16 protein-coding genes and 1 riboswitch are annotated in these 17,339 nt (G+C 46.2%); of the genes, 13 read left to right on the forward strand and 3 right to left on the reverse strand.

Annotation, left to right across the window (positions count from 1 at the left end; all coding sequences use genetic code 11):
• Positions 1-44: 44 nt before the first annotated feature.
• Positions 45-809 carry a DeoR/GlpR family DNA-binding transcription regulator gene (locus tag DWX61_RS15650; protein WP_015526435.1) on the reverse strand — a complete coding sequence of 255 codons (765 nt, stop codon included), beginning with the start codon at positions 807-809 and terminating at the stop codon, positions 45-47.
• Between the two features lie 210 nt (positions 810-1,019).
• Between DWX61_RS15650 and DWX61_RS15655 the strand changes: the two genes are divergently transcribed.
• The 5 genes from DWX61_RS15655 to DWX61_RS15675 all read left to right on the forward strand — a co-directional run bounded on the left by DWX61_RS15655 (position 1,020) and on the right by DWX61_RS15675 (position 5,447).
• Positions 1,020-1,436 (forward strand): Fur family transcriptional regulator, encoded by a 417-nt coding sequence (locus DWX61_RS15655; RefSeq protein WP_015526434.1) that lies wholly within the window; start codon positions 1,020-1,022, stop codon positions 1,434-1,436.
• On the forward strand, positions 1,433-2,383 hold the full coding sequence (locus DWX61_RS15660; RefSeq protein ID WP_114002488.1) for a metal ABC transporter substrate-binding protein: 951 nt from the start codon (positions 1,433-1,435) through the stop codon (positions 2,381-2,383). The genes DWX61_RS15655 and DWX61_RS15660 overlap by 4 nt, the downstream gene beginning before the upstream one ends.
• 38 nt (positions 2,384-2,421) lie before the next feature.
• Positions 2,422-3,084, forward strand: a complete 663-nt coding sequence (locus tag DWX61_RS15665) for a metal ABC transporter ATP-binding protein (RefSeq protein ID WP_015526432.1) — start codon at positions 2,422-2,424, stop codon at positions 3,082-3,084.
• A complete protein-coding gene (locus DWX61_RS15670) occupies positions 3,081-3,878 on the forward strand; it encodes a metal ABC transporter permease (protein WP_015526431.1) in 798 nt (265 codons plus the stop codon). The genes DWX61_RS15665 and DWX61_RS15670 overlap by 4 nt, the downstream gene beginning before the upstream one ends.
• Before the next feature lie 96 nt (positions 3,879-3,974).
• Positions 3,975-5,447 (forward strand): S1C family serine protease, encoded by a 1,473-nt coding sequence (locus DWX61_RS15675; RefSeq protein WP_118626231.1) that lies wholly within the window; start codon positions 3,975-3,977, stop codon positions 5,445-5,447.
• 78 nt (positions 5,448-5,525) lie between these two features.
• Here DWX61_RS15675 and DWX61_RS15680 read toward each other — a convergent pair whose 3' ends face one another.
• Positions 5,526-6,533, reverse strand: coding sequence for a LacI family DNA-binding transcriptional regulator (locus tag DWX61_RS15680; protein WP_118515780.1), 1,008 nt, complete (start codon positions 6,531-6,533; stop codon positions 5,526-5,528).
• Positions 6,534-6,766: 233 nt separating this feature from the next.
• Between DWX61_RS15680 and DWX61_RS15685 the strand changes: the two genes are divergently transcribed.
• The 6 genes from DWX61_RS15685 to DWX61_RS15710 all read left to right on the forward strand — a co-directional run bounded on the left by DWX61_RS15685 (position 6,767) and on the right by DWX61_RS15710 (position 12,475).
• Positions 6,767-8,167, forward strand: a complete 1,401-nt coding sequence (locus DWX61_RS15685; RefSeq protein ID WP_118515782.1) for an L-fucose/L-arabinose isomerase family protein — start codon at positions 6,767-6,769, stop codon at positions 8,165-8,167.
• Between the two features lie 116 nt (positions 8,168-8,283).
• Positions 8,284-9,114 carry a transketolase gene (locus DWX61_RS15690; protein ID WP_118515784.1) on the forward strand — a complete coding sequence of 277 codons (831 nt, stop codon included), beginning with the start codon at positions 8,284-8,286 and terminating at the stop codon, positions 9,112-9,114.
• A 2-nt stretch (positions 9,115-9,116) separates the two neighbouring features.
• Positions 9,117-10,049: a transketolase family protein gene (locus tag DWX61_RS15695; protein ID WP_118626233.1), complete on the forward strand. Its 933-nt coding sequence runs from the start codon at positions 9,117-9,119 to the stop codon at positions 10,047-10,049.
• A gap of 10 nt (positions 10,050-10,059) precedes the next feature.
• Positions 10,060-11,580 carry an FGGY-family carbohydrate kinase gene (locus tag DWX61_RS15700; RefSeq protein ID WP_118515788.1) on the forward strand — a complete coding sequence of 507 codons (1,521 nt, stop codon included), beginning with the start codon at positions 10,060-10,062 and terminating at the stop codon, positions 11,578-11,580.
• Positions 11,581-11,714: 134 nt separating this feature from the next.
• Positions 11,715-11,921 carry a hypothetical protein gene (locus tag DWX61_RS19010; RefSeq protein ID WP_182434024.1) on the forward strand — a complete coding sequence of 69 codons (207 nt, stop codon included), beginning with the start codon at positions 11,715-11,717 and terminating at the stop codon, positions 11,919-11,921.
• Positions 11,918-12,475 (forward strand): LOG family protein, encoded by a 558-nt coding sequence (locus tag DWX61_RS15710; RefSeq protein ID WP_118626235.1) that lies wholly within the window; start codon positions 11,918-11,920, stop codon positions 12,473-12,475. The genes DWX61_RS19010 and DWX61_RS15710 overlap by 4 nt, the downstream gene beginning before the upstream one ends.
• A gap of 207 nt (positions 12,476-12,682) precedes the next feature.
• Here the strand turns inward: DWX61_RS15710 and DWX61_RS15715 are convergent, their stop codons facing one another.
• The gene (locus tag DWX61_RS15715; protein ID WP_182434025.1) at positions 12,683-14,095 is read right to left on the reverse strand and encodes an alanine/glycine:cation symporter family protein; all 1,413 of its coding nucleotides are present in this window, start codon (positions 14,093-14,095) and stop codon (positions 12,683-12,685) included.
• 1 nt (position 14,096) lies between these two features.
• Positions 14,097-14,204: riboswitch (glycine riboswitch) on the reverse strand.
• A 363-nt stretch (positions 14,205-14,567) separates the two neighbouring features.
• Here DWX61_RS15715 and DWX61_RS15720 point away from each other — a divergent pair.
• Both DWX61_RS15720 and DWX61_RS15725 read left to right on the forward strand, forming a co-directional pair.
• A complete protein-coding gene (locus DWX61_RS15720) occupies positions 14,568-15,209 on the forward strand; it encodes a YczE/YyaS/YitT family protein (protein WP_118626239.1) in 642 nt (213 codons plus the stop codon).
• Between the two features lie 674 nt (positions 15,210-15,883).
• Entirely contained in the window at positions 15,884-17,179 is a 1,296-nt protein-coding gene (locus DWX61_RS15725) for an aminotransferase class V-fold PLP-dependent enzyme (protein ID WP_118626241.1), read from the forward strand.
• Positions 17,180-17,339 lie beyond the last annotated feature (160 nt).

Consider the following 17,339-nt stretch of genomic DNA (forward strand, 5'->3'; position numbering starts at 1 on the left):
TGGATTTCTGGCAGATGCACCGTTTTTTAGGGTCAATATCCAATTTAATCGATCGTCATAACACGGATGCCGTGCTCCTGGCAGAAGCTGTCGTATTCTTCAGGAAGTGGCTGGTCGGTTACGATGGCGTCCAGCTTTTCCATGGAAGAATAGGTCATAAGCGAGATCCGGCCGAATTTGGAATGGTCTGCAAGAAGGATCATGCTGTTGGCATTCTCTGCGATGGCTTTTTTGGTGATGTATTCCTCGGCGCTGGCATTGGTAAGTCCGCTCTTCATGGTTACACCTGTGCAGGCCATAAAAGCCATGGAAATGTTGTAGGTCTGCAGATAATCATTGATATCCGGTCCTGTGAAGGACAGGGTCTTGCGGTTCAGCTTTCCGGGAACGGAAATGATATCCAGGTTCGGATAGGATGCTGCCTTGTTGAAGATAAGCAGGCTGTTGGTCAGGATCGTACAGTGCTTATCTGCAATAAAATCAACCAGGTTCAGGCAGGTTGTACCTGTATCGATATAGATGGTATCGTCTTCTGCCACAAGCTCTGCGGCACGGCGGCAGATTTCTTTCTTTTCGTCAGGAAAACGTCCGCCACGCTCTTCGTAAGACAGAAGGGGAAGAGTCTGTGGAGTTTCGAGTGCTGCGACACCGCCATATACTTTCATGATACTGCCACGTTTCAGAAGGATATCGACATCTCTTCTGATGGTGTTTTTGGATACGTTGAATTTCTCACATAATGTATCGAGAGAAGCGTTCTTATGCTCCAGCACATATTCTTCGATCATGTCCAGTCGCTGTGATTTCATAGAGGTCTACCTTCTTTCTATTGGTTAAGTCTTGGTTATATTTTATCATAAAAGAAGGTAGAGATAAAGTGCTTTTATAAGAACATACCAAAAATTATTTCCCTTCAAAAATATCTTGACGAAATTCTTATTTGAATGTAATATGAAAACGGTTTTCAAATTCAAATCTGCCATGTAAGGTGCAGTTGATAGAAGAGAGTAGGAAATATAATGGAAGAAAAAATGAAATACAGCACCAGGCAGCAGAAAATAATTCTGGAATGCCTGCAGGAATATGGAGATACATTTTATACCATAGATCAGTTTATGGAGCTCCTTCGTGGAAAAGAGATCCAGATCGGAAGGACAACGGTATACAGAGGACTGGAGCGGCTGCAGAAGGAGGGAGCGGTGCTGAAGGTTCCGTCTGTGGAGGGAGCGCCTGCCCAGTATCGTTTTATACGTGATGAGGAGCGGAAGAATTACGGTAAGCTTGTGTGTCTGGAATGTGGGCATACGATTCCTCTGCAGTGTGGATGTATCGATCATTTTGTGGGACATGTGCTGGATGAACACGGATTTGAGATCGATCAGAGCCGGACGATCTTTTATGGATATTGTGACAGCTGCAGGAGGCTTAAAAAATGAATGTTAACAGAGGGAAGATGACAGCGGCAGCAGTTCTGGCGGTGACGCTTCTTGTTGTGGGCGGTGTGACCGGATATGGTTTGCACAGGGCCGGAACGGTGGGACAGCCATTTGTGGAGGATGGCCGACTGAAGGTGATGGCCAGCTTTTATCCAATGTATGATTTTGCCCGGAAGGTAGGGGGCGACAGGATCCAGGTAAAGGATATGGTTCCGGCGGGAACGGAGCCTCATGACTGGGAGCCGGCGGCAACGGATATCCGGAATCTTGAGGATGCAGATGTGTTTGTCTATAATGGTGCGGATCTGGAGCACTGGGCGGAGGATGTACTGGATACTCTGGAGAATCAGGATCTGGTTGTGTCTGAGGCATCGGATGGTGTGGAGCTTCTGGATGGAGGACATGATCATGCTCATGGTGATGAAGGAAAAGATCCTCATGTCTGGCTTGATCCTATGCGTGCAAAGCAGGAAATGAAGAATATCAGGGATGCTTTGGTAAAGGCTGATCCTGGGAACGGTGATTATTATGAAGCAAATTATGAGAAATATGCCGGTGAATTTGATGAGCTGGATCAGGAGTTCAGAGATGGTCTGAAAGGTACGAAGAGCCGGGATATCATAGTGGCGCATGAGGCTTTTGGATATCTGTGCAATGCCTATGATCTGAAGCAGCTGGCTATCGAAGGGCTGACACCGGATTCAGAGCCTGATCCTGCCAAGATGCAGGAAGTGATCGAGTATGCGAAAAAATACGATATCCATACCATATTTTTTGAGGAGCTGGCAAGTCCCAAGGTGGCGAAGACAGTGGCGAAGGAAGTGGATGCGGTGACTGCTGTGCTGAATCCGATCGAGGGATTAAGTGAGGAGGATATCGAGGCCGGAGAGGATTATTTTTCTGTGATGAGGAAGAATCTGGAGGCGCTCAGGAAGGCATTAAACTGAAGGTGCAGGACAGCAGCTGTAACAAAAAAGGAGAAATTATGGGAATTTTGATAGAAAATCTTTCGTTTCACTATACAGGGACACCTGTGCTGGATCAGGTGAACCTGGAGGTGAAGGATGGCGATTATGCCATCCTTACCGGTGAAAACGGAAGTGGAAAAAGTACATTTCTGAAGCTTCTTCTGGGCGAACTGAAGGCGCAGGAGGGAAGTATTACCGTAAATGGAAAAGATATTTCTGCCACATTTGGAAAGGGAGATCTGGGATATGTTCCACAGAACAGTATCAGCAGAAACCAGAATTTTCCGGCGACTGTGGAAGAGATCATGATGACAGGCGTGTATTCCTCTTCCTGGAAGGCACGTTTCCGGGCAAAAAAAGAGATCCCGCGTTTGAAAGCCGCACTTGCGGAAATGGAAATGGAAGAGTTCTGGAAAAGAAGGATCGGAGATCTTTCCGGAGGACAGCAGCAGAGGGTTATGCTGGCACGTGCACTGGCAGGAAAACCGAAGATCCTGATCCTGGATGAGCCTACCACAGGAATGGATATGGTTTCTGTGAAAACACTTGCAGAAGTTCTGAGGAAGCGGAATGAGGAACAGGGGCTGACGATCCTTATGGTTACTCATGGAAACTCCGGTGAGTTTAAAGGAGCAAACCGGTTCTTTAAAGCGGAAGAGGGGAGGATCGACGAAGTATGAGTATTTTACAGTATGGATTTATGCAGAGGGCTTTTCTGGTGGGAATCCTTCTGGCTGTGATCACGCCCTGCATCGGAATCACCATTGTTCTGAAACGGATGTCCATGATCGGAGATGCGCTTTCCCATTCTTCACTGGCCGGTGTTGTGCTGGGACTGATACTTGGAGTGAATCCGGTAGCCGGTGCAGTAGTGATGTGCATCGTAGCTGCTCTTGGAATTGAGGCTATCCGCAAAAAAATCCCGCGTTATTCGGAGGTGGCGATCTCCATCGTCATGTCTGCCGGGATCGGACTGGCCGGTGTGCTGTCCGGCTTTGTGGAAAACGGTGCCAGTCTGAACAGCTTTTTGTTCGGAAGTATTGTGTCCATCAGTGAAGGAGAGCTGGCGCTGGTAGTTGTGATCAGTGTGCTGGTGCTGGCAGCAGTGCTGTTTTTTTACAGGGAACTGTTTTATATCGGATTTGATGAAAATGCGGCAAGGATCTCCGGTGTTTCCGTGCGGAATATTAATTTTCTTTTTACTATTCTGACGGCTCTGACAGTTTCCATTGCGTCCCGTACAGTAGGAACCCTGATCGTTTCCTCCATGCTGGTAGTTCCGGTGGCGTGTGGCATGCAGATGGCAAAAAGCTATAAGGGTACACTGATCTGTGCCATTATCGTGGCGGTATGTACCACCATTGCCGGACTGTTTCTTTCCTATTATGCCGGACTGAAACCAGGTGGAATGATCGTTCTTCTTGAGGTTGCGTGGTTTGTAGTTGTGATGACAGTGAAAAGTTTTAACAAATAAAACACATTTTTCCCACAAAGTAAACACAATTAACCCATATACTTTGAAGCATCAAAAGGAAACAGAGAAGAATTTTTTCCCAGGGAGGATTTAACCATGAACAATAACAGAAAATTAAAAATAAAGAAAATGATGAAAAAAGGTGCAACCATCAGCCTGTGTGCAGTACTTGCCGGCGGCATTGGAGTTGGTGCATATGAAGGTATAAATTATTTCTCCGGTGCACAGTCCGTACAGGCGGCAACCGACAGCTCCGAGAATCTGACTCTTATGAAGTCTGATAAAAAATCAAATAAAGACAGCAAAGATACAGAGGCTACAAAATCCTCCGATACAAAGGGCAGTCTGGATGTATCAGATGTTGCTGAGGAGGCAATGCCTTCTGTAGTTGCCATCACAACCAAGTCCGTTCAGGAGGTTCAGGATTATTATAGCATGTTTGGTTCCCAGTATGCGCCGAGCCAGGAGCAGGAAGTTGAAGGAAGCGGTTCCGGTATTATCATCGGAAAAACAGATTCTGAGCTGCTGATCGCCACAAACTATCATGTTGTGGATGGTGCCGATACCTTGTCAGTTGCCTTTGCAGATGGTAAAGCTTATGAGGCTACGGTAAAGGGCTTTGATGAAAACGAGGATCTTGCAGTTGTTTCTGTTGCAACGAAGGATGTTTCGGATGATACAATGGATGCAATTTCTGTTGCAAAGATCGGAAGCTCTGATGATCTGAAGATCGGTGAGCAGGTTGTTGCCATTGGTAATGCACTTGGCTATGGACAGTCTGTTACTACCGGTATTGTCAGTGCAAAGAACCGTACGACAGATGCATCAGGTCAGATCGAGTCTGGTGATTCTACAGATAACAGCAGCAGTATCAACAAGGGCGTGAACCTGATCCAGACAGATGCGGCTATCAATCCCGGTAACAGTGGCGGTGCGCTTCTGAATATGGATGGTGAGGTTGTTGGTATCAACTCTTCCAAGCTTGCTTCTACTGAGGTTGAAGGTATGGGTTATGCCATTGCGATCTCTGATGTTGCGGATTCTCTTGAGAACATGATGAATGCCAAGGCAAGGGATAAAGTGGATAATCATGGTATCCTTGGTATCACAGGCAGTACAGTAAGTACGGAGGCAGTACAGATTTATGGTATCCCGCAGGGTGTATTTGTTTCGGAGGTAACCGAGGGTGGCCCTGCCGATGATGCAGGTATTACCAAGAATATGGTCATTACAGAGTTTGATGGTAAAACGATCACCAGTATCGATCAACTGGTTGAGCTGCTTCAGTATTATGAGCCGAAGGAAAAGATCGATGTGACGGTTGCAGTTCTGGATGGTAATGAATATAAGGAGAAGACACTTACTGTAAAACTTGGTAAAGATGACAGTTCCAGCAAGGATAGCAAGGACAGCTCTGAGGATAGCACGTCCCAGGATTCCCAGGATGCAGATATCCCAGATATCCAGGGAGGACAGGATGATTCCGATCAGGGGGATGCAGATGCATTTGCTGATGATGGAGAAGCTAGCCTGTTCAGAGATTTTGAGCAGAATGGCTTGCATGACTGATCATACAGGGTCTTTTTCATCCCTGTCGTTCGAAAAGAACACCCCGGGCAAGTGGGATATTGCCTGGGGTGTTCTTTTTTATACAGAGAACCGTTTGATCAATGTGGTGGATACTTCGATTTTTACGGAGTGGGGGACGGGGGTTTTGATCTCCCGGATCAGCTGGGCGGCGGCTGTCTGTCCCATGAATTTTCGGGGGACGTCGATGGTGGTGAGGGCGGGGTCTATGACGCGGCCTTCGGAGATGTTGTCGAAGCCTGCGATGGTGATATCTTCGGGAATCTTGTAGCCGCGGAGTTTCAGGGCCTTGATGGCGCCGATGGCGATGAGGTCGTTGTCTGCGAAGTATGCGCCGGCAAGAGGGGTTCCGCTGTCTATGATCTCCAGCATGTCAGAGAAGGCTCCTTCGATGGATGGGGAGAGTTCGTGAATGATGGATTTGGCAGTGGACATTCCGTGTTCGCGTACTGCCCGGTGAAAACCGTGTGTCCGTTCGCGGAAGTTAGTGATCCTGTAGGAAGAGCAGAGGTGTCCCGGCTGGCGGCCACAGCGGTCGATGAGGTAGCTGGTGGCCAGGTAGGCTCCCTGTGCGTTGTTGATGAGTACGCAGCTGCAGTCGGCAGAGTCAAAGTAAGAGTCCAGAAGAATGACAGGGACGGAGAGCTGGAGAAATTCATGACATACGGAAGCAGAGACTTCGGTTCCCAGAAGGATGACACCTGCACACTGGGAAATGCGGAGTTCTTCGATATATTTCTGGAGATCATCGATTTTTTCATAAAGCTGGAAGGTTTTCAGATGGTATCCGTTTTTTCGGCATTCCTGTTCGATGCCGTCGGTAAGTTCTGAAAAAATAGGTGTGTAATTTAAGATCGCGTTGTGTGCCCGGCAGATGATGCAGTAGATATCTCCGGACGCATTTTTTTTCATGGAAAGTCGGCTGAAGTCATAGCCGGCTTTTTCTGCTTCCCGGATGACCATGGCTCTGGTTTCTGTGCTGACGCCAGGTTTTCCGTTCAGTGCCATGGAGACAGCTGTGGCTGAGAGGTTCAGTCTGGCGGCCAGTTCTTTTGCTGTGATTCCCATAATATAGTTCTCCTTTATCCACGGTAGTGTGTCCTTGAAATTGTTTCAATTATAATCTTTTCCACATGTATTTACAATAATAAAGTGGAAAATAAAGCATAAATAACTTTATTATGTATATAAATAAAGTGGATTTCAAGATATCATGCAGATAACAAAAGAGAACAGAGCAAATGGATCATATAAGAATAAACGCAAACCAGTAAACCTGGATTCACGAAAGGAGTTCAAAAATGGACAAGATCAAAATTGGTTACGCACCAACCAGAAGAAGTATTTTCAGTGCACCGGATGCAGTAAAATATCGCGGACTTACTGCTAAGAGACTTGAGGAGCTTGGCGTTGATTTCGTAGATATCACAGACATTAATGATGAGGGCCTTCTTTACAATGATGAGGGTCTTGAGAAGATCATCGCCAAATTTAAAAAAGAGAAGGTTGACGGACTTTTCCTTCCGCACTGCAACTTCGGTACAGAGTATGAGTGTGCAAGACTTGCAAAAGCGCTTGATGTTCCGGTCCTTCTGTGGGGACCTCTGGATGAGAGACCTGAGCCGGACGGAACAAGACTTCGTGATACACAGTGCGGACTTTTTGCAACAGGTAAAGTTTTAAGAAGATTCCGTGTTCCATTTACATACATGACAAACTGCAGACTGAATGACCCGGTATTCGAAAGAGGGATCAAAGATTTCCTTGCTGTCTGTAATGTAGTAAAAACATTCAAAAATATCCGTATCCTTCAGATTTCCACAAGACCGTTCGATTTCTGGACAACCATGTGCAACGAGGGTGAGCTTCTTGAGAAATTCAATATTCAGCTTGCACCGATCCCGATGCCGGAGCTTACTGATGAAGTAAAGAAAGCAAAAGCAGAGCAGACAGAGGTTCAGGAGGTTATGCAGTATTGCCGCGACAACATGGAGATCTGCGTCAAAGAGAATGAACTTGAGAATGTAGCTGCTCTCAAGGTTGCCATGAAGCATCTGGCAGAGAAATACGGCTGCAAAGCAATTGCGATCCAGTGCTGGAATCAGCTTCAGAGCGAGCTTGGAATCATGCCATGTGCAGCAAACTCCCTGTTAAATGACGAGGGTATCCCGACTGTATGTGAGACAGATATCCACGGTGCGATCACAGCTCTTATGGTAGAGGCAGCAGGTATGGGTGAAACAAGAAGCTTCTTCGCTGACTGGACCATCCGCCATCCTGATGTAGAAAACGGCGAGCTTCTTCAGCATTGCGGACCATGGCCGATCTCCATTGCAAAAGAGACACCGAAGCTTACTTACCCGCTGGCATTCGAGCATCCGGGAAGCATCACAGCGGAGGCAAAACACGGCGACGTTTCCCTGGTTCGCTTTGACGGAGACAACGGAGAGTATTCTCTTCTTCTTGGAAACGCAAAAGGTATCGACGGACCGAAAGGTATGGGAACTTACCTCTGGGTTGAGGTTGAGAATATCAAACGTCTTGAGGCTAAACTGGTTGAGGGACCATACATCCATCACTGTGTCGGTATCCACAAGAACGTTGTTCCGGTACTTTACGAGGCATGCAAATATATCGGCGTAACACCGGATCTGTATGACCCGATCGAGGAAGATGTAAAAGCTTATCTTCGCGGAGAATGATATAAATAAAAAACAGCAGCATATTTTTCCGGACAGGGAAAATCCCCGGTATAAAGGAAAAATATGCGTAAAGCTGTGAGACATATAAACTGAAAAAAGAAAGGACAGGAATCAGCATGGATTTTAGAGAATTAAGCAAACTTGCGTATGATCTCAGAAAAGACACCGTAGATATGATCGTTGCCGGTAAAGGCGGACATATCGGTGGTGATATGAGTGTTATGGAGACTCTGGTCACACTGTATTTTGATCAGATGAATATTTCCCCGGAGAATATGAATGATCCGGACAGAGATCTTTTTGTTATGAGTAAAGGGCATTCCGTAGAAGCTTACTATGCAGTACTTGCAAAGAAAGGATTCCTTGATATCAAAGAAGTAAACGAGAAATTCAGTAAATTCGGAACACAGTATATCGGACATCCAAACAACAAGCTTCCGGGAATCGAGATGAACTCCGGTTCTCTGGGACATGGACTTCCGGTTTGCGTAGGTATGGCACTTGCAGGAAAAATGAACAAGAAAGACTACCGTGTATACACAGTAATGGGTGATGGTGAGCTTGCAGAGGGTTCTGTATGGGAAGCAGCTATGGCAGGACATCAGTATAAACTGGATAACCTCTGCGCGATCGTTGACCGCAACAGACTCCAGATCTCCGGAAATACAGAGGATGTTATGGGACATGACGATCTTCATGAGAGATTCAGGAGCTTTGGATGGCATGTGATCGATGTTGCTGACGGAAACAGCATTGAGCAGCTTCATGCAGCATTTGAGGAAGCGAAACAGACAAAGGGCCAGCCCACAGTTCTGATCGCAAACACTGTTAAAGGTAAAGGCTCCGCAGTTATGGAAGACAAAGCATCCTGGCATCATCATGTACCGAGTCAGGAAGAGTATGAGCAGATCATGAAGGATTTTGAAGAGAGAAAGGAGCAGCTGTAATTATGAATAAGATCCCAAACCGTAAAGCAATTTGTGACGTACTTTTGAAAGAAGCGGAAACAGATAAAGATATCGTTGTTCTCTGCAGTGACTCTAGAGGATCTGCATCCTTAGCACCTTTTGCAGAGGCGTATCCGGAGCAGTTCGTTGAGATGGGAATCGCTGAGCAGGACCTTGTCAGCGTGTCCGCCGGTCTTGCACACTGCGGCAAAAAAGCTTTTGCAGCTTCTCCTGCATGCTTCCTTTCCACAAGAAGCTATGAGCAGTGCAAGATCGATGTTGCATACTCCAACACAAATGTAAAACTGATCGGAATCAGTGGTGGAATCAGCTATGGTGCCCTTGGAATGAGCCATCATTCCGCACAGGATATCGCAGCTATGTCCGCAATCCCGAACATGAGAGTTTACCTTCCAAGTGACCGTTTCCAGACTGCAAAGCTGATCAAGGCGCTTCTGAAGGATGAGAAACCGGCATATATCCGTGTAGGAAGAAATCCGGTTGAGGATATCTATACAGAGGACAACTGCCCGTTCGAAATGGATAAGGCAACTGTTCTTGCAGAAGGAACAGACGCAGCGATCATCGCATGCGGCGAAATGGTATGCCCGGCTTACGAGGCTGCCAAACTTCTTGAGAAAGACGGCATCCACGCAACAGTTCTTGATATGTATTGTGTAAAACCTCTGGATAAAGAAGCAATCGTAAAAGCGGCATCCAATGCAAAGGTTGTTGTAACTGCTGAGGAGCATGCGCCGTTTGGCGGACTTGGTTCTATGGTAAGTCAGGTTGTTGGTGCTGAGTGCCCACGCAAAGTCCTGAATATCGCACTTCCGGATGCTCCGGTTGTAAGCGGAACCTCCCAGGAAGTATTTGACTACTACGGAATGAACGCAGAAGGAATCGCAAAAACTGTAAAAGACGCGCTGAAATAAGGTGAAAATTATGGAAAAAAAATATGTTCTTGCGGTTGATCAGAGTACCCAGGGAACAAAAGCGATCCTGTTCGATGTGAACGGTGATCTGGTCTGCAGAACAGACCTTCCTCACAGACAGCTGATCAACGAAAAAGGATGGGTTTCCCATGATCTTTCCGAGATCTACAGCAATACGATCCAGGTTGTAAAAAATCTCGTAGAGAAGGCCGGAATCCAGAAAGAAGAGATCGCGTGTCTTGGAATCAGTAATCAGAGAGAGACATCCGCAGCGTGGAGCCGCAGCACAGGTGAGCCTCTGGCACCTGCCATTGTATGGCAGTGCTCCAGAGCTTCCGAGATCTGTGAGCGGATCAAAACAAATGTGATGATCGATCCGGACCGTGAGCAGAAGAAAAACGGCGGTGTGGCAGAAATCATCCGTCAGAAGACAGGAATGCACCTTTCCCCATATTTCCCGGCAGCGAAGTTTGCATGGCTTCAGGAGAACGTAGAAGAGGTAAAACAGGCAAAAAGAGATAACGATCTCTGTCTGGGAACCATCGACACCTGGCTTCTGTTTAAACTGACAAAAGGCGAGGTTTATGCAACGGATTATTCCAATGCATCCAGAACCCAGCTTTTCAATATCCACAACCTGAAATGGGATAAAGAGATCTGTACCTGGTTTGGCATTAATGCAGATATGCTTCCGGAAGTATGCGATTCCAGCATGCAGTACGGAACAACTGATTTTGAGGGATATTTCCAGACACCGATCCCAATCTGTGGTGTGATCGGAGATTCCCAGGGTGCACTGTTCGGACAGGGCTGCATCGAAAAAGGAATGGTCAAAGCTACATACGGAACCGGTTCCTCTGTTATGATGAACGCAGGAACAGAACCGATCATGTCAGATCTTGGTCTTGTGACTTCTCTTGCATGGGGACTTAACGGCAAAGTTACCTATGTACTGGAAGGAAATATCAACTACACAGGTGCAGTGATCACATGGCTGAAGGATGACATGGGACTGATCACGTCTCCGGGAGAAACTCAGGAAATGTCAGAGCAGGCAAATAAGAACGATACTACCTATCTGGTTCCTGCATTTTCCGGTCTGGGAGCACCTTACTGGAAATCCGATGCAAAAGCCATTATCTATGGAATGAGCAGAACAACCGGAAAGAAAGAGATTGTAAAAGCAGCCCTGGAATCTATTGCTTATCAGATCACAGATATCGTTGAGATGATGAAGGCAGAAGATGGAATGACTGTAAAAGAACTCTGTGTAGATGGTGGCCCTACAAGAAATCAATACCTGATGAAGTTCCAGAGTGACATCTTAGGAACAACAGTAAGCCTTCCAAGATGTGAGGAGTCTTCCGCATTGGGAGCTGGTCTGATGGCTGGCTTAAGCTGTGGACTTTATAAGATGGAAAGCATCTTTGAGGTGAAGAACCGCAATCAGTTCATCCCTTCCATGAATCTGCAGGAAAGAAACCGGAAATACATCGGATGGAAAAACGCAGTAGAAAAAGTTCTTGTATAAGCATAAAAATTTCTCAATATAAAAATGTGTTGCTGATCGTGGAGTGAGCAGCAACAAAACGGGAGCTTCAGGCAGCGGCAATTGCTTGACCCCATGTGTATGTCAGATTATAATAAAATAACAGGCATTTCCGGATGCACTCCAGATGTATCGGAAATGACGGAAAGCCGGTCTTTGCCAGTATCATGTGCAGAGGCCGGCAAAAGTTATATTCAGAGATAAATGATTATCCATTTGCAGTAGCCGTGCAGTGGCATCCGGAGATGATGTATGATTCTTCAGAGCAGCTGAAGCTTCTCCGGGCATTTGCGGAGGCAGCAGGGAAGGAGACAGGATTATGAATATTTGTATATATGGAGCGTCCAGTGCAGAACTGAAAAAGATCTATTATGAGAAAACGGAAGAACTGGGACGGCTGATGGGAAAGCGAGGACACGGCCTTGTTTTCGGAGGTGGAAAAGAGGGGCTGATGGGTGCGGCAGCCCGGGGTGTTGACAGAGAAAAAGGCTATATCCTGGGTATCGCGCCGAGATTTTTTGACCAGCCGGGAGTGTTGTATGAGCATTGTACAGAGTTTATTTTTACTGAAAATATGCGTGAGAGGAAGCACCTGCTGGAAAGCCGTTCGGATGCGACTATCGTGGTACCCGGGGGAATTGGTACTTATGAGGAGTTTTTTGAGATCCTGACATTGAAGAGTCTGGGGCGAATCGACCGGCCCATTGTTCTTTATAATATTCAGGGATATTATGACAGCATGAGGGCACTTCTGGAGTATACAGCCGGGGAAAAATTTATGGCCAGAGATGTTGTGGATATGTGTCGGTTTATGAAAGATCCGGAGGAGATTCTGGATTATATTGAGAATTACCGGAATTATGGGGGAAGGCTATAAAAAAAATAAAGTGAGAAAATTCATAGTCAGGCGGATACTTTCCTGATTCGGGTAAATGATCGAGGGGAACCAGCGATTTACATATAAAAAAGACGCGGCCTTTTATCGGGGGTTATCAGAGGATAAAAAGGTTCGCGTCTTTTTTTGTATGATATTAGGGGGCATTATGGGTTTATGTGTGTTTACATTTGATTACGATATTTGGAATCAGAATTCGTAATTTTTATGTCTTTTGAAGAAATCTTTAGTTTCCTTTACGACCACACCGCTCAGGGCAAGAAGAGCGATCAGGTTCGGGAATGCCATCAGGGCATTGAAGATATCTGCGATGTTCCATACAGCTGCTACAGTCATATATGGTCCGATGAATACGCAGATGATGTACAGCCAGCGGTATGTTGTAACTGCGGCTTTGTTTCTGTTGAACAGGTATTCCAGACATCTTTCACCGTAGTAATCCCATCCGAGGATTGTTGTGAATGCGAAGAATACCAGGCACAGCATCAGTGAGAAGGATGCTACAAACGGCGGGAAAGGAAGTCCTTTCTGGAAAGCGGCTGTTGTGATGGCAACACCCTCAAGACCTGTGTTCCATGTTTCTGTGATGACGATGGAAAGACCTGTCATGGTGCAGATTACGATAGTATCAATGAATGTACCTGTCATGGATACAAGACCCTGACGTACCGGCTCCTTTGTCTGAGCAGCTGCAGCTGCGATCGGGGCACTACCAAGACCGGACTCATTGGAGAAGATACCGCGGGCGATACCCTTCTGCATAGCTACGACCATGGTTCCCATTGCGCCACCTGCAAGTGCGCTTCCTGTGAAAGCAGATTTTACGATAGTTACGATCGCTGCAGGTACTGCGGTGATGTTTGTGATCACGATGATCAGTGCCAGTGCAACATAGAGAACTGCCATAAACGGTACAACGACCTGTGATACCTTTGCGATTCTCTGGATTCCGCCGAGAACAACAAGTCCTACACATACGGTAAGTATCAGACATGCAACTACAGTTGCCCAGGAATATGTATTTCCGAAAAGTGCTACTGTGTGTGCTTTATCCGGGTCAAAGAAATTGGTAACTGCAGATGCGATACCATTTACCTGTGTGAAGGTTCCGATACCGAAAAGTCCTACACCTGCTCCAAAAAATGCAAAGATCTTGGCAAGCCATCTCCACTGTTTTCCCATACCGTTTTCGATGTAGTAGAATGGTCCGCCGAGAACGTGGCCTTCTTTGTCAATGGTACGATACTTGATCGCCAGAAGTCCTTCTGCATATTTGGTTGCCATTCCGAAGAATGCGGCTACGATCATCCAGAAAAGTGCTCCTGGTCCGCCGGCTGCGATAGCAGTTGCGACACCTACGATATTTCCGGTTCCGATGGTTGCTGAAAGTGCAGTACACAGAGCTCCGAAGCTTGTGACCTCACCATCGCCGCCTTCTTCATTTTTTACCATGAATTTCAGTGCCTTTCCGAGGTGCCTTACCTGTAAAAGACCTAACCGAGCGGTTAACAGAATTCCTGTGAACAGGATCAGAATGATCAGCGGAAGTCCCCAAACGACTCCGTCAAACCATGTGATAAAGTTGTTGATTTGTGTAAACATTACTCTTTCCTCCATCCTTTTGCCTGAGAGATTTACAGCATTTTGTGTGCTGCGTACACCTTCGGCGCTCTTCCCTTTTGATTTGAAGAGACTCTCCTGAGTTTTTTTATTTTTGAATGCTGCCAGGACCTTTTTGTGTGCGGTGGTGGCGGTCATTCGTTTTGTGTAGAAAAACACTGTAACACAGAGTATCACATGAATTGATGGATTTCAATGGGTTTTTTAAAAAAAATGCATTTATTAGAAAAATTAATCGACATATAATCGGGAGTTTGGGGATTTTTTATGCCTGCCTGATCTGCCAGTTGTTTTTTTGTTGTTTTTTGAGGTTTTGCGTTTTACAGGGAGTGGTTGGGTGTGATAGAATGAAAGAGCTGTTACAGAGTGATCGTTTGGGATCGTGCTCTGTGTAGTGAGGGCGGATAGTGTATTCGTCTGATATATTTTTCAGAGAGGATGAGGTAGACGGTTTATGGGGGATTATTTAAGAAACATCAACTGGAAGCATGTTCTGATCATGTGTATCGGTAACATTCTGGCCGGTATGGGAATCGCGATCTTTAAGCTGGCTGGTCTGGGAACAGATCCGTTCAGTGGGATGAATATGGCTGTTGCGGCTAAGCTTGGTATGGCTTATGGTAATTTTCAGCTGCTGGTGAATGTTGTATTGCTGGTTGTGCAGGTTGCGTTCGGACGGAAGTTTCTGGGAATCGGTACGGTTGTGAATGCGGTGTTCCTGGCTTATATCTGTACGTTTTTTTATTATATTTTTACGGGTGTTATGGGGCTGGAACTGGTGGCTATGCCGGTGAGACTTGTGGCATTGTGCGTTGGCGTTGCGATTATCTGTCTGGGATTGTCGATGTATCAGATGCCGGATGAGGGTGTTGCGCCTTATGACAGTTTGTCATTGATCATGACGGATAAATGGCCGAAAATTCCTTATTTCTGGCACAGGATGTCCAATGATGTGGTTTGTGCGCTGATTTGTTATTTTTCCGGTGGTGTGATTGGAATTGGTACGCTGGTGACGGCTTTTGGGCTGGGGCCGGTGATTCATTTCTTTAACCGGCATTTTACCGGGAAGCTGCTTGCCTGGGTTGATGGTGAGTGAGTTTGTAGTTGTATGGGTTGAGCTGAACTGGCTGCGGGATGTGGCTGGTTCAGCTTTTTTTGTGAAAAGGGACGCCCGCCAGGCGTGTGCTGCCTGTCACCGAGGCTTCGTCGGGGGCTGGCTTCTAGGCTGCCGGAATTCTGCTAAAAGCGTTTTCCAAAAGTCCGAACTCGCGTCTTGTAGCCGCTCAGACAGCGGACTTTTGTAAAACAACGCAGATTTCCGGCAGCCAAGAATCAGCTCCCCTCCTGCAGAGTCCGGTGACAGGCAGCACACGCCTGGCGGGCTGGCTTTTCAGGGTGGTAGGGTAGTGTGGCTGCTTGGGAGTTGGATGGGCTATCAGCGCTTCGCTGGATAGCTGGGATGACAGGTTGGGTTTTTATGTGATGAGATATGAGGAAACGATATTAAGAAGCAGAATTGTAATGTTCGTGGTTATGTAAAAAGCGCATATTGCTTTTTGACGGTATTACAGAGCTGCTATGATGTGTTAAAATATAAACAATGTTAATATAATACAGTTACATTATTCATTTTATAACTATTTATAAATGTGTTATGATATCCTCTGATGAGAGATATATAATGAACACAGTCGTATGAAATGAGAGTGTTCATGAATAGCTGGCTGTCCGGGTTGCCGGGGCTTATGTGATGAAGGAGAGGATACGATTATGGAATTTAATCATGGCGTTTTGTTTTCAGATACATATCAGAAGAAGCTGAAATCTCAGTTTTATTATGCAGATAAGGATCCGCAGTATGGTGCGAGACTTTTCTTTGAGAACTCCGGTGGTTCTCTGCGGCTTAAGAAGGCGGTTGAGGCCAAGGCTGCTATCGAGGAGTTCCCGGATTGCCCGGAGCGTGCTCGTGGCAGAGGTTTTGATCTGGCGGATTATGTTAAGAATGGTACTCGGGAGATCCTGGAGGTTATTTTTGGTGCAAAGAGTGGCGCTCTTATCACTGAACTGACTGCTTCCCAGACCATGTTCCATGCGGTTGGTACGATCATGGAAGGTGTTGACTGGGGTAAGAACGCAGTCACTTCTGCTCTGGAGCATCCGTCTGCTCATGATGCGGTTGAGTATTACTGTAAAAAAACCGGCAGGGAGTTCCGTGAGGTTCCGGCTAATAAGGTGACTGGTGGCCTTGATCCGGATGAGATCATGAAGTATGTAGATAAGGATACGGTTCTTCTCAGTATTATGGCTGCTTCCAATATTTCCGGTAATATCATGGATATCAAGGAAATCGCACGTCGTGCAAAAGAGATCAATCCGGATATCTACATTGTAAGTGATGCAGTTCAGCATGCGCCTCATGCAGTGATCGATGTTGAGGACTGGGATGTGGATGTCTGCAACTTTGCACCGTATAAGTTCTTTGGTGTTCGTGGCTGCGGTTATGCTTATGTTTCTGACCGTGTTGCTGTGATGCCGCATATCAAGCTGACCTGCAAGGATGATAATGTATGGGCTCTTGGTACTCCGGCTCCGGCTAACTTTGCGGCTATGATGGCGGTTATTGATTATGTTTGCAGTATCGGTAAGCATTTCCTGGGTGATTCTGCACAGAAATATAATAAGCGTGAGCTTTTTGTTGAGGGTATGAATCACATTCATCTTCAGGAGAGAGCGCTTCTGTACCGTATGCTGGAAGGTACCGATAAGGTTCCGGGGCTTCGTCATATTCCGGGGGTTCAGGTTTATGTGGATATGGAGGATCTTACTTATAAGGATCTGATCGTCGCCATGGGTATTGAGGGTATTGAATTTGCAGAGTGTGCAAGAAGATATCTTGAGCATGGTGTTACGCTGTTCGAGCGTGTAAAGAGCAGCCCATATTCCAAACGTATTGTTGAGACTCTTGGTCTTGAAGGTGCACTTCGTGTTTCTCCGCTCCACTGCCACGGAACAGATGATATTGATAAGTTCCTGAAGATCACTAAGGATATTGCTGAAGGTAAATAAAAACAGTTTTTGTAAAAAAATGAAACAGGAACCGCCCTTTTTTCATGTTTTGGCATGGAAGAAAAGGGCGGTTTTTTATGTTATAGGAAATTACTCCGTAATGTTCCTATAACATAAAAAAGTTCTCCGGGCAGGATCGCACTGCGACGGAGAGGAATAA

The sequence above is a fragment of the Ruminococcus sp. AF20-12LB genome, from assembly GCF_003478985.1.
In the GTDB taxonomy this organism is placed as follows: Bacteria; Bacillota; Clostridia; order Lachnospirales; family Lachnospiraceae; genus Blautia_A.